Source organism: Clostridioides sp. GD02377, from assembly GCF_045899875.1.
GTDB classification, from domain to species: domain Bacteria; phylum Bacillota; class Clostridia; order Peptostreptococcales; family Peptostreptococcaceae; genus Clostridioides; species Clostridioides difficile_A.
The window spans coordinates 14,000-27,032 of the sequence record NZ_JBJODA010000019.1; the positions used below are offsets into that span (position 1 = coordinate 14,000).

General features: G+C 28.3%; 13 protein-coding genes and 1 riboswitch. Of the genes, 3 read left to right on the top strand and 10 right to left on the bottom strand.

The genetic code is table 11. The features are described 5' to 3' along the window. Positions 1 to 7: 7 nt before the first annotated feature. The 7 genes from cbiB to cobT all read right to left on the bottom strand — a co-directional run bounded on the left by cbiB (position 8) and on the right by cobT (position 7,317). Entirely contained in the window at positions 8 to 979 is a 972-nt protein-coding gene (gene cbiB, locus Q3304_RS16080; protein WP_407814889.1) for an adenosylcobinamide-phosphate synthase CbiB, read from the bottom strand. Further along, positions 980 to 2,356 (bottom strand): cobyrinate a,c-diamide synthase, encoded by a 1,377-nt coding sequence (locus Q3304_RS16085; RefSeq protein WP_407814888.1) that lies wholly within the window; start codon positions 2,354 to 2,356, stop codon positions 980 to 982. A 39-nt stretch (positions 2,357 to 2,395) separates the two neighbouring features. Then, positions 2,396 to 3,910, bottom strand: a complete 1,515-nt coding sequence (locus Q3304_RS16090; protein WP_074180113.1) for a cobyric acid synthase — start codon at positions 3,908 to 3,910, stop codon at positions 2,396 to 2,398. 114 nt (positions 3,911 to 4,024) lie between these two features. Next, a riboswitch (cobalamin riboswitch) is annotated at positions 4,025 to 4,204 on the bottom strand. A 55-nt stretch (positions 4,205 to 4,259) separates the two neighbouring features. Continuing rightward, a complete protein-coding gene (locus Q3304_RS16095) occupies positions 4,260 to 4,874 on the bottom strand; it encodes a histidine phosphatase family protein (RefSeq protein ID WP_054277758.1) in 615 nt (204 codons plus the stop codon). Positions 4,875 to 4,894: 20 nt separating this feature from the next. Beyond that, positions 4,895 to 5,668: an adenosylcobinamide-GDP ribazoletransferase gene (cobS, locus tag Q3304_RS16100; RefSeq protein ID WP_074180112.1), complete on the bottom strand. Its 774-nt coding sequence runs from the start codon at positions 5,666 to 5,668 to the stop codon at positions 4,895 to 4,897. Positions 5,669 to 5,677: 9 nt separating this feature from the next. Continuing rightward, positions 5,678 to 6,238 carry a bifunctional adenosylcobinamide kinase/adenosylcobinamide-phosphate guanylyltransferase gene (cobU, locus tag Q3304_RS16105; RefSeq protein ID WP_054271885.1) on the bottom strand — a complete coding sequence of 187 codons (561 nt, stop codon included), beginning with the start codon at positions 6,236 to 6,238 and terminating at the stop codon, positions 5,678 to 5,680. 32 nt (positions 6,239 to 6,270) lie between these two features. After that, on the bottom strand, positions 6,271 to 7,317 hold the full coding sequence (gene cobT / locus Q3304_RS16110; RefSeq protein ID WP_407814887.1) for a nicotinate-nucleotide--dimethylbenzimidazole phosphoribosyltransferase: 1,047 nt from the start codon (positions 7,315 to 7,317) through the stop codon (positions 6,271 to 6,273). A 219-nt stretch (positions 7,318 to 7,536) separates the two neighbouring features. Here cobT and Q3304_RS16115 point away from each other — a divergent pair, with 219 nt between their 5' ends. Continuing rightward, a complete protein-coding gene (locus Q3304_RS16115; protein WP_003425777.1) occupies positions 7,537 to 7,728 on the top strand; it encodes a hypothetical protein in 192 nt (63 codons plus the stop codon). 393 nt (positions 7,729 to 8,121) lie between these two features. After that, the gene (locus Q3304_RS16120; RefSeq protein ID WP_407814886.1) at positions 8,122 to 8,994 is read left to right on the top strand and encodes an aldose 1-epimerase family protein; all 873 of its coding nucleotides are present in this window, start codon (positions 8,122 to 8,124) and stop codon (positions 8,992 to 8,994) included. Between the two features lie 165 nt (positions 8,995 to 9,159). Here Q3304_RS16120 and Q3304_RS16125 read toward each other — a convergent pair whose 3' ends face one another. Then, positions 9,160 to 10,317: a S41 family peptidase gene (locus Q3304_RS16125; RefSeq protein WP_407814885.1), complete on the bottom strand. Its 1,158-nt coding sequence runs from the start codon at positions 10,315 to 10,317 to the stop codon at positions 9,160 to 9,162. Between the two features lie 152 nt (positions 10,318 to 10,469). Between Q3304_RS16125 and Q3304_RS16130 the strand changes: the two genes are divergently transcribed. Continuing rightward, on the top strand, positions 10,470 to 11,039 hold the full coding sequence (locus Q3304_RS16130) for a 5-formyltetrahydrofolate cyclo-ligase (RefSeq protein WP_223153334.1): 570 nt from the start codon (positions 10,470 to 10,472) through the stop codon (positions 11,037 to 11,039). Between the two features lie 134 nt (positions 11,040 to 11,173). On the opposite strand, the gene Q3304_RS16135 is transcribed toward Q3304_RS16130, so the two are convergent. Together Q3304_RS16135 and Q3304_RS16140 are read right to left on the bottom strand one after the other, a co-directional pair. After that, a complete protein-coding gene (locus Q3304_RS16135) occupies positions 11,174 to 11,590 on the bottom strand; it encodes a hypothetical protein (protein WP_054271902.1) in 417 nt (138 codons plus the stop codon). Positions 11,591 to 11,806: 216 nt separating this feature from the next. Next, positions 11,807 to 12,901, bottom strand: coding sequence for a hypothetical protein (locus tag Q3304_RS16140; RefSeq protein WP_407814884.1), 1,095 nt, complete (start codon positions 12,899 to 12,901; stop codon positions 11,807 to 11,809). Positions 12,902 to 13,033: the final 132 nt, after the last annotated feature.

A 13,033-nucleotide genomic window follows, 5' to 3' on the forward strand; every position in this document is an offset into this window, starting at 1 on the left:
CCATCATTCATATAATTAATTTGATTAAAATCATCCTACACAACACATATAATAGTGTAAATACTAATATGGATACAAACGAAGATGCGTACATAATTTTATTCGTTTTAATTATATCCTCTTTATCTATCTCCCTAAGCTTATCCCCTATTGTTGGCTTATATACTTTTTCCCCAAAATAAACGTTAGTACCACCCAATTGGATTCCTAAAGCACCAGATACTGCACCCTCTGAAAAAGCACAATTTGGACTTTTATGATTCTTTCTATCTCTAATGGATATCTTAAAACAATTTCTATAGTTGTAACGTAAAAAGAAACTCCCAATTGTCATAAGGACAACGGATATTCTAGCTGGTATATAATTGGCTACATCATCAATCTTAGCAGAAGCAAAGCCAATATCTTTATATTTTTCATTTTTATATCCAACAGTTGAATCTAATGTATTTATAGCTTTATACACCATAGCAAGTGGTGCTCCTCCAATAAATGCATAAAACATAGGTGCGATTATACCATCTACAGTATTTTCTGCAACAGTTTCTACAGTTGCTCTTATTATCTCAGACTCACTTAAAGTAGTAGTATCTCTACCTACTATATAAGACAACTGCGTTCTAGATTTCTCTATATCTCCAGTTTTTAATACATTATAAATTTTTAAAGCTTCATCTTTCAAACATTTTGTAGCCAGTGTGGTATAAATTATAAAACCATTTACCACAGCGCTCAATAATCCATTAAAGCTAAATAACTTCACTATAGAATAGGTTATTAAATACGTTATTCCCACAGTTATAAACCATAATATAAATCCACCAAATTTTAACTGTTTATCACTCTTAAAGACCTTCCTTATTATACCTTGAGTAAAATTTATAAGTTTACCAATAAACCTTACTGGATGAGGAAAAGAATACGGGTCTCCTACAATTAAATCTGCCACATATCCTATATAAATAGATAAAATATTCATTTACTTATTTCCTTTATTCAAAAAATTTTCTATACAATTTAAATTATTATAGAAATGAGTATGAAGATATGTAGCTAAAGTATTTCCTTTACTATAACCGCCATCCCATTCCTCAACTATATTTCCATCTCTTTCTTTTTTCATTGAATATGCACATTTTTCATCACTTTCAAATATTGAATGATGAAACTCATGACCTTTGATAGCCTCTCCTTTTTTAGATAAAAGAGTATTTTCTTTAGCTACACCAATACAGTATCCAAATCTTTTTAAAGAAGATGTCATCTTACTAATTCCACTGAATATACCAACCATATTAAATTCTTGTTCTTCTTGATTCAATAGTTTCTCACCTAGGTACATAAGCCCCCCACATTCTACATAAATTGGTATGTTATTGTTATGTGCCTCTAATATAGAGGCTCTCATTGACTCATTTGCCTCCAATTCTTTTCCAAATATCTCTGGAAATCCGCCTCCAATATAAATATAATCTGAAGTTGGCACTGATGTATCTTCAAGAGGGCTAAAATAGTTTACCTCTAATCCAAGTTCTTCTAAAAGCTCTATATTCTCTCTATAATAAAAATTAAATGCCTTATCATATGCTATAGCTATTGATTTATTCTTAACATGCTTTTTTATTTCATTATTCTCTATTAAAGTTTGAAAATCAAAATCACTCTCAAACTCATCACTTTCTGAAATTTCTATTATCCTATCAATATCTATATAACTTTCAATTTCATCAGCTAAAGTATAAAATTTTTCTCTTAAAGATTTCATCTCCACACTAGGAACCAATCCTAAATGTCTAGATTCTAAAGAAAACTTATTATTTGGAGGAAAATACCCCAATACTTCAATATTACAATATTTCTCTATAGAACTTTTAATTATTTGATAATGGCTATTGGTCTTAACATTATTTACTATGACACCTTTTATATTTACATCTTTATCTAATTCCTTATATCCAAGTACCATAGCAGCACTAGATGCAGCCATAGATTTTCCATTTATAACTAATATAACAGGTGATTTTAACACCTTTGAAGTATGTGAGCTTGTACAGTTATCTAAATCTATTCCAAATCCATCATATAGCCCCATAACACCTTCTATTACTGAAATATCTGCATCTTTTGATGATTTATTCACTATATACTTTATTTTTTCATCATCTAACATATAAGAATCTAGATTTCTGGAATGTCTTCCAGTTATAAAAGTGTGATATGAAGGGTCTATATAGTCTGGCCCTACTTTATATGGCTGTACTTTCATATTCCTCTTGACTAAGGCTTGCATTATTCCTAATGAAATTGTTGTCTTGCCTACTCCACTACTGGTACCTGCAATTAAGATTTTTTTCATAATACACCTCCTACCTAAATTATAAATACAGAATCATTACTATTTCATAATCTCATATATTTTCTCTATATCTAAATGCTCTCTTAAAAAATCAGCCAATTTATCATATTCTTTATCTTTAAATTCACCAAAAGAATTTACCTTGCTTTCTAATTCTTGTAGACCTTTTTTCTTTCTTATATTATTTAAAATTTTCCTTGTGAAACTTATTTCATCAAAGATTCCATGAATATAAGTTCCAATTACAGTACCATCTTTATTTATGCTTCCTTCAGTATAATTCACTTCTTCATCCAGTTTTTTTGTTATCAAATCTAAGCTTCTTATACCATCACCTCGATTTGTAATACCCATATGGATTTCATAACCTTTTACTTTTATACCTTTAAGGTCATTCATATATTCACCATTACATTCAACAATAGTAGCTTCTACTTGTGTGGTAGTTTTTTCTTTCTCAAATATTGTTTCTGTATCTAAGAGACCTATACCATCAACTTCTTCAATTTCACTTTCAACATGATAAGGGTCTCTTAATTTCTTACCTAGCATTTGATACCCACCACATATACCAAATATCAATTTACCCTGACCATGCAAATTTTTAATTTGTGACTCAAGACCACTTTCTCTTATATACATTAAATCATTTATAGTACTTTTAGTTCCTGGTATTATTACCATATCTGGATTTCCTAAAGATTCTCCAAAATCTACATACCTGATGCTTACATCTTCTTGTGTCTCAAATATATTGAAATCTGTAAAATTTGACATGTGTGGAGTTCTAATTATTTCTATGTGTATATCACCTTTATTCATTTTTTTCTTAAATCTAGTAGTCACACTATCCTCATCTTCTATTTTTATATCTGTATAAGGAACTACTCCTATAACAGGTACTTTTATAATGTCTTCTAGCATCTTTACTCCATCTTGTAAAAGCTCTTTTTTTCCTCTAAATTTATTAATTATTACACCTTTTACTCTTTTTTTCTCATCTTCATTTAATAAAAGCATTGTTCCTACTAATGATGCAAATACTCCTCCTCTATCAATATCTCCAACTATTATTACAGGTGCATCTGCTATTTCTGCCATACCCATATTAGATATATCTCTATCTTTTAAATTTATCTCTGCATTACTACCAGCACCTTCCATAACTACAATATCATAAGTTGAATTCAAGCTATCAAAGGTATCTTTCAATATATCTACCAATTCTAGTTTGTAATCATGATATTGGGAAGAAGGCATTTCCCCTATAACTTTACCTCTTACAATAACTTGACTTTTGTTATTTCCAGAAGGTTTTAATAGAACTGGATTCATATCAGCTATAGGCTCTATTTTTGCTGCTTCAGCTTGAAATACTTGTGCTCTTCCCATTTCTAATCCTTCTTTAGTTATAAAGGAATTTAAAGCCATATTTTGAGACTTAAAAGGAGCAACAGTATAACCATCTTGTTTAAATATTCTACACAAACCTGCTACTAAGATACTTTTACCTACGTTTGATGCTGTTCCTTGTAGCATTATTTTTTTCCCCACTTTCTAACCCCTCCTTGCTAAAATTTACTAAAATGCCAATAAAAAAAGTCCTATTGCTTCTAAAGATAGGACTTTTATACGTATTAATTAAAAATCTTTCACCCCGAAGACCTCTTGTTTTAAATTAAATTAGGCAGGTATCCTGGCTTAACTTCATCCTACTTCTATAACCTTCCCATCAAATTGACAGTGGTATTTATAGTTTCGTTGGTTTCACAGTAGCGGGGGCTGCAAAGGCATCTAACCTTTTTCCCTTTTAACATATAATTAAGAACCTAATTTTAATCTAATATTCTATTTTCATTAATATTTTTACAGACATATATTGTAATACTTAATTTTAATTAAATTATATAAAGTCTGTAAAATTCATTTTATCTACCACAGTAAATCCACTATTAATTTCTAAAACTGTAATAGATGCATTATCAATTTTAAAGTTCCAATGATATTTATAACCACCAGAAATCAAATGTGTTATTATATTTCTTATTGTTCCTGCATGAGAACATATAAGTATTGTTTTTATATCTGAATGACTATCATTTTCTAAAAGTATATTATCAATTTCTTTTGCCACTCTTTTATAAGAGTCTATGAGACTTTCTCCATTTGGATATCTATAGTTGTTACCTTCTTCTATCATCTTTTCGAACTCTTTGGGATATTTGACTTTAATTTCTTCAAAAGTTATTCCTTCAAAGTCTCCAAAACTAATTTCTCTTAAAGCTTCTTTTTCTTCTATTTCTATTAATTTTAACCTTGATATCTTTTCTATTGTATCCTTTGTACGTGAAGATGGTGTCGTGTAAATTCGGTCTATATTTTCATTACTTAGGTATTCAGTAATTTTATTTATTTGAATTTTTCCTTCTTCACTGATACAACTATTTATGTGACCTGATAATCTTCCTTTTTTATTATCATTTGTCAATGCATGTCTTATTAGTATTAATCTTATCACATTATCACCACTTTTTAGTTTTAAAAAAACATAAAAATTAACAAATATATATAAATCAAATATACAAGCTCTGAAAGTTCTATTCCACAACCTAATATATCACCTGTTACTCCATCAATCTTTTTATAAATGTGTTTTTTGAATAATATTATAAATATAAAAATTACTATAGCTGAACCTAATATTTTAATCAACACTATATTAGGTAATAAGAATATAAATTTAGTAATAAGAATAACTATTAATGATGTATATACTATAGCTGTTATTAACATATTTGTAGTCAGTTTACCTATAAATAAATTTCCCATTCCTTTTTCTCTTGGTGTCACAGTTTTATATGTCAATAACATTACTCCTAATCTTGCAATCATTGGCATAAATATTATAACCCATAATGAATTATTACTTATTATATTGTATATGAATCCAACCTTTAATAAAAGCACAAACATAATTGCTAAAAGTGAATTTGTACCTAACCTTGAATCTTTCATTATTTCAAGCATTTTTTCTTTATCTCTATAGCTATATATTGCATCAAATGTATCTCCTAATCCGTCTATATGAAGACCTCCAGTAATTAATACCCCAGCTAGAGTTATTATTATAGAAGCTATAAATGGTTCAAATAAAAGCATAGAAATCCATCCTATTAAATAAGATAATACACCAATAACAAAACCTACAAGTGGAAAATACACTATTGATTTATAAAATTCATCATCAAATCCTACATTTAATTTTATAGGTATCCTTGTTAAAAACTGTAGTATTAAAATAAATCTTTTCATAGTCACATACTACTCCTTTATTTTCATAGGTATGCCACTAACTACAAAATAAACTTCATTACTTTTTGATGCTATGTATTGATTTATGCGACCTACAATATCAGCATATATCCTACTAAGTTTATTCCCAGGAACAATTCCCATACCTAATTCATTTGTAACAAATACAAAGTATAGATTTGTTTTTTCTATTTCTTCAATAAGTCTTATAACTTGTTCTTTTATATATTCTTCCAATTTGTTTATCTCTTCTTGAGTAGACTCTTCTATATTTAGATTGTGTTTAAACATTAGATTATTTACTAATAAGGTTACACAGTCTAGTATAACAGTTTCATGTTCTTTGTATAGCTGTCTAATTATGGAATATATATCTTCATATATTTCATATGTATCCCAATTTCTAGGTCTATTTTCTTGATGCTTTTTTACCCTATCTTTCATTTCATCATCAAACGGAATAGAAGTTGCTATATAAGCTGTTTTATTATTCCTATTTAAACATAGCTTTTCTGCAAAGTTACTCTTCCCTGACCTAGCTCCTCCTGTTACCAGAACAATTTCACTCATCAAAACACTCCTACATATTAAATTTTTATGCCTTATCTCCCCATGTCAATTTCATCAAAAGTTGCCATATTCCTATAAGTATAATTTGAAGCTTCTATTATGTTAAATGCTAGAGCAGCTCCACTTCCTTCACCCAACCTCATATCCATATTTAGTAAAGGGTCTAATTTCAATATATCTAAGGCTCTCTTAGTTCCTGATTCTGCTGACATGTGAGATGCTATCATATATTCTCTAGTTTTTGGATTTATCTTATAAGCAATTAGTGCTGCTGCATAAGAAATAAATCCATCAATTACTACTGGAATTCTATTAGCACTACATCCTAATATTACACCTGCCATTGAACCTATTTCAAATCCACCCACTTTAGATAAAATATCTACTCCATCAGTTGGATTTGGATTATTAATTTCAATAGCTTTTCTGATTACTTCAGCCTTATGTTTTAGTCTCTCTTTTTTAAGACCTGCACCTATACCAGTAACTTCTAATGGGTCACAGCCTGAAATTACAGATATTATTGCTGTACTTGGAGTAGTATTTGCTATTCCCATCTCTCCAATACCAATAACCTTATAATCTTTTTCTATACACTGTTCTGCTATTTCAATTCCTATCTCTAAGCATCTAATAGCTTCTTGTTTACTCATAGCTGGCCCTTTGGCCATGTTTGATGTTCCTTTTCTAATTTTATAATCCAATACTCCCTCTAGTTTTTCATCACAGTTTATTCCTACATCTACAGCTACAACATCTGCCCCTACAAATTTACTTATTACTCCAACTCCGCATAATCCTTTCGAAAAATTTGGAAATTGTAGTTTTGTTATATTTTGAGGGTCAGGTGCTACACCTTCTTCATATACACCATGGTCTCCTGCAAAAGCTATTATAACTTTTTTACTTGTATCAAAATTTTCATTACCAAATATCCCTGATAATTGCATACAAATATCTTCTATTTTGCCTAAGCTTCCAGTTGGATGTATAAGCCTGTCCAATCTCTGCTTTGTTTTTTCAATAGAAGAATTATCTAAAGAATATATATTTTTTGATATACTTTCTAATAAACTCATTTTCTATCCTCCCAACATTTTTTTATTTTTTAAATTATCTTTTTAGATAAAAAATACTCTTATTTTCTAAAAATTTCAACTTTTTATTTTTATTTTTACATATATACAAAAATTATTCTACATTTTATCTCTATTTCCTTTATTTTCCATTATGAATTTGCATACAATCGCATGCTTTTTGTAAAAATATATTTAAAAGAACTTTAAGGAGATGATATTGTGGATGATTTTTCTAAATTAAAAAATTTATATGAAGATGGATATAGATGTATTTATCATGATTGTGTAGATAATAATTACACTATATATCTTAAGAATTTTTATACGGAAGGTTCAGAAACTATCGAGTTAAGTAGCGAATCAGATTTCTCGCAATTCAAAGATTATATAGATGGACTGAGAATGTCTTAAATATTATGAAACCCATTAAAATAGGGAGTTTAACAACTCCCTATTTTGAAGTCACAATTTTTTTTATAAGCTTTAAAAGTTCGTCTCTGTTTACTTCTCTTTCATTTTTTCTGTCCTTATACTCTTGAAAGTTAACAACTTTTGTATTTGGTTTTTCCATAAACTCACTTCCCATTTAACATTATTAACTTATCTTAATATATTTTATTCTATACAATTTATCTATTTCCTTCTATTTATAATACAAAATTTCTTAAATAATCCCAAATTTTCAAAACAAAATTTTCAAAATATACTAAAATCTACCTTTCAAATATAATATCAAATAAAATTTAATAATCCTTATACTTTATAGTATAATATACTCATAAAATATAATAAAGGAGATTTTAAATGAATATATTACAAAATGAAAAGTTAATTATAGAATCAAACAATTCTGGTGCTGAACTCACTAAAATATTTTCTAAAAGATATAATAAAGACATTCTTTGGAATGGTAATAAAAAATATTGGGGTAGACAATCACCTATATTATTTCCTATAGTAGGTAAACTTGTTGATAATGAAACTATAATAGAAGAAAATCTATATAGCATGACTCAGCATGGATTTGCCAGAGATATGGAATTTGAGATTATAGATAAAGGAGATACATTCATATCTTATAAATTAACAGACAATGAATCTACTTTAGAAAAGTATCCATATTCTTTTGAGCTAATCATAAATTATACATTAAAAGATAATAGTATAAATATAGAGTGGATTGTAAAAAATACTGACTCTAAAGATATATTCTTTTCTATAGGCGGACATCCTGCATTTAATCTTCCTCTTTTTGAGCAAAATGATTTTTCTAAATATCATCTTGAATTTAAAAAAAGAAGTGATGTAGAAAAAATCAATTTAAATACTTCTTTTATAGATGATATAACATTTATTGGAAATTTAAAAAACTTACAGTTAAGTCCAGAATTATTCAAGAATGATGCCTTAATATACACTAATATAGATGAAGTGTCTATATGTAATAATGATGGTGGCAAATATATAACTCTATCTATGCAAGATTTTCCTCTAGTTGGTATTTGGACTCCTTATTATAGTGAAACTAATTCTACTGCTCCATTTTTATGTATAGAACCTTGGTATGGTCTTGCTGATAGTATACATTCTAATAAAATTTATAAAGATAAGAAATTCATTAATAAACTTGGTAAAGGAAAAATTTTTACTGCTTCTTACAGTATAAATATACATTAAATAAAAGTCAGTTAAAAAATTGTATCTTTAAGTTCTAACTTTTGCAAAATATTATGCAAATTAATATGAAAAGTTTTTATATAAAAATAAAGAGTGGATATTTTCAATTATCCACTCTTTCATAGTACACTTTATTTTATAGTATAAGTTTACAAAAATTAAATCCTATTTATCAATCTGTTCTCTAAGCCACTTAGTTGCTACATCCAGTTGCTTATTTTCATCTTTTTCTTCAATTGTAGGCTTTATTCCTTTTTCATTGATATAATCTCCATTAGGTGTAAAATATTGAGCAGTAGTTAGTTTGTACCCTGTTCCATCTTTTAATCTTACAACTGATTGTACCAACCCTTTACCAAAGGTTGTAGTACCTACAGAAATACCTTCTTTATTATCAACGATTGCAGCTGTTAATATTTCAGCAGCAGAAGCACTTTCTCCATTAGTTAAGACTACTATTGGAAGTCCTAATTTTTCTTTATCAGATTTCAAGTACTCAGTGTTTCCTTTATTATCTTTTGTATATACTATAGTTCCTTCTCCAATTAGCTCATCAGCAACTTTTTTACATATATCCAGCATTCCACCAGGATTATTTCTAAGGTCTATTACTAATCCCTTAATATTTTTTGTTTTTAATTCTTTTAAAGCTTTGTCAAAGTCAGTATATGTACTTGATATAAATTGAGTGATTTCTATATATCCTAAATCATTATCAATTACTTTACTTTCTATACTTTTCTCAACTATTTGTTCTGTCTTTACTTTAAAGTTTAGATGTTTGTCTTCTCTTAATATAGTCAATTCGACTATTTTTCCTTTTTTACCTTTCATCATACGCACAGCTTCATCTGAATTCTTATATGACACAGATTTTCCATTTACTTTTACTAATTTATCCCCTGCTTTTACACCTGCTTTTTCTGCTGGAGAATCTTTCATAGGAACTACTACTAGACCTCCATCTTTTGATGCACCTATATACATACCTACACCAACATAGGAGCCTTCACTATCATTTATTAAGTCTTCCATTTCATCTTTAGTGTAATAACCAGAGTACTTATCATTTGTACCTAAGAACAAACCTTTTGATGCTCCATCTACTAAGTCAGCATCAGATACTTTTTTATAAAAATCTTGTTTTATAATAGTTTCTAATCCTAACAACTTATCATATTTTTTATAGTCCTCATAGAGTTCCTTCGATATTACAACCTTATTCCCCAATGTTAACTGAAAGGCTGATGTAGTCATCGCCGTTATAATTACTAAAATCACCCCTAAAAAAATAGCTTTCTTCTTTGAAATCACAAGATACATCTCCTTTTACATAAACTATTATTATTATATGACTAGCTGTTATTTTTATTACATTTACCCAAATATATTGCTTTATTATAATAAACTATACTAAAATTTATATTAAATACAATTGCTTTACACATTATAACACATTAAGGGAGGAATATTTTATGAAAAAAGAATTTAGGAAAAAAGTTATTGAATCCAGGAAAAGTAAGAGTGCAGATTTTGTATTTAATAATTCAAATTTAATAACAGAAAGATTACTTCAAATGAAAGATATAAGAAATGCAACTAATATAATGCTTTATCTAGACTTCAATAACGAAGTTCAAACAGATAGTTTAATTCAAAAACTTTTATCCCTAAAGAAAATAGTCTCAAGCCCTATTACAATAAAAGAAAATCATACATTAATCCCTACTCAAATAACAGACTTAAAAGAAGGATTGAAAATTGGAACATATGGAATAAGAGAACCTAAAGAAAAATCACCTACAATCGATATCAAGGCCTTAGATGTTGTAATTGTACCAGCTGTAGCATATGATATAAATTGCTATAGACTAGGATATGGTGGAGGATTTTATGATAGGTTTTTAGAAAACTTAAGAAAAGATGCTATAACTATAGGAATAGCATTTGATTTCCAAATATTCAATTCTATCCCAAAAGAAACTCATGATGCACAATTAAATTATATAGTTACTGAAACTAGAATTATCACACCAGACAATTAGAATAGCAAATATTGTTAATATCACATCTTAAGTCATGGCTTTTAAAATAATAATAAACACATATCATTTACTTATAATAAAAACCATGACTTTATTATATAAACTACTTAGTTATTTAGTTATAAAACATATTTTTATTTGGTTGAATTTAATTCTATTCTATCTGGAAGCTCACTCATATTTGTTTCAACAACTATGTACGGATAAGAGTCCTCCTTATCTTTATACTTTATCTTGACTCTTAAAACATCTTTTCCTTCTTCACTTACACTTTCTATTTTGTTCATTTCTATACCATATTTATTATTTCCTCTAGTTACTATGATGTATATTTTGTTATCAATTTTAGCTGCCAAAGCTCTTTCTTCATTTGTATACTTATCCATGACATCAAGTATTTTTTCTGGTATTGAATTTCTTTGTAATATCGTATAATCTACAGGCTTAGATTTCTCTACAAACATACTTGGTATGAATATAAATCCCCCTATAACGAATACCAGAGCTATAACTCCATAAATTATACCTTTAATATTAAATTTTACATTCAATCTTATCACTCCTCCCATCTATTCTAAATATATGATTTACAACCTTATCTTAGACTCTAAATTATTGATTAGAATACGTTTATCCATAATTATAAATATATGTAATACTATTAAAAAACATATTCTAAACATTTTATAACACATAAAATAAAAAGAGCTATATTAAAACAATTTAATTGTTTTAATATAGCTCTTTGATTTTCAATCTTAAAATGTTTATTTATCACTAACGCCTTCTTGATATCCAGATGTCTTTGTAATCTGTCTATAAAGAACACAGACCAGTATTATGACGCCCATATATCCAGTGTATGGATATAAAATACCAACCAACTTGTCAAATGGTAAGAATCCACCTATAAGACCTAATATAGCTGTTATTAATGTTATTATTTTAAACTTAGGATGATTATCATCAACAAATCTATTAGTTACTGACCATAATAGAGGTACAGCTGTTGTATATATACCTAATATAAGAATTATTGAGAATAAAACTCCAACTATTGGTGAAATCTTATCAGCTAAGAATAATGAAGGTATTGCTTTTGAATATAGATTTCCTATATCAGAAAGAATAGCTAAGTGCATCATTATAGCTGCTGCCATAAGTGCTACCCCACCTAATATACCACCACAAACAGCTTCTTTTTTATTAGCAGCACTTGCTCCTAATCCTGTTAAGAATGCCATGACAACGATTGTATTATAAGTAGTGTATATTAAACCAGATAGGTATGCGTTTGGCACTGGTTTAGTTATCTCTACAGTACTAAGAACCTCTGCTGCTTGACCTATATTACCTATATTATTAGCTAAACTTATACCACCAACTAAAAGTGTAAAGATTATTATTATAGGTCCTATTCCACCTAGTATCTTTGATAATTTATCAAGACCTAGTGAAACAGTTAATAATGCTACTACTGCCATACCAACTCTACCTACAAATGGATTTAATCCATAGTACTCAGTTAAAGTTGCTCCTGCTCCTGAAATCATTACTACGAAAACACCAAATAAGAATAATGGTCCAAACCACTCAAAGAATATTCCTAAATACTTACCACAATAAACACGATAAATTTTGATAGGTTCTTTAAGTTGAAGTTCTTTACCTTTTGACATAACTGAAGCACCCATCCATGAGAATAATACCATTGAAATTATCCCACCAATAACTCCTGCGAAACCATAAAAAGTGAAAAATTGCATTATTTCCTGTCCTGTTGCAAATCCAGAACCTATTACTGTTGCTACATAAGCTCCTGCGAAACTTATGACTGTTTTAACGTTTACCTTTTCTGACATATCTCAGTTACCTCCCCACGTGAAATTTTTCATCTGCTTAAACAATTCGATAAACTACCTATAATTTCCTTTAACATAAAATACATGATAACTGTTTTAGAGCTTTTTAGTATAATAACTTAAAACTTATAA

What these genes read in the sequence shown, in the direction of transcription:
- cbiB (WP_407814889.1), bottom strand. Translation starts at nt 979, where the DNA reads ATGAATATTTTATCTATTTATATAGGATATGTGGCAGATTTAATTGTA.
- Q3304_RS16085 (WP_407814888.1), bottom strand. Translation starts at nt 2,356, where the DNA reads ATGAAAAAAATCTTAATTGCAGGTACCAGTAGTGGAGTAGGCAAGACA.
- cobS (WP_074180112.1), bottom strand. Translation starts at nt 5,668, where the DNA reads ATGAAAAGATTTATTTTAATACTACAGTTTTTAACAAGGATACCTATA.
- cobU (WP_054271885.1), bottom strand. Translation starts at nt 6,238, where the DNA reads ATGAGTGAAATTGTTCTGGTAACAGGAGGAGCTAGGTCAGGGAAGAGT.
- cobT (WP_407814887.1), bottom strand. Translation starts at nt 7,317, where the DNA reads ATGAGTTTATTAGAAAGTATATCAAAAAATATATATTCTTTAGATAAT.
- Q3304_RS16120 (WP_407814886.1), top strand. Translation starts at nt 8,122, where the DNA reads ATGAATATATTACAAAATGAAAAGTTAATTATAGAATCAAACAATTCT.
- Q3304_RS16125 (WP_407814885.1), bottom strand. Translation starts at nt 10,317, where the DNA reads ATGTATCTTGTGATTTCAAAGAAGAAAGCTATTTTTTTAGGGGTGATT.
- Q3304_RS16130 (WP_223153334.1), top strand. Translation starts at nt 10,470, where the DNA reads ATGAAAAAAGAATTTAGGAAAAAAGTTATTGAATCCAGGAAAAGTAAG.
- Q3304_RS16140 (WP_407814884.1), bottom strand. Translation starts at nt 12,901, where the DNA reads ATGTCAGAAAAGGTAAACGTTAAAACAGTCATAAGTTTCGCAGGAGCT.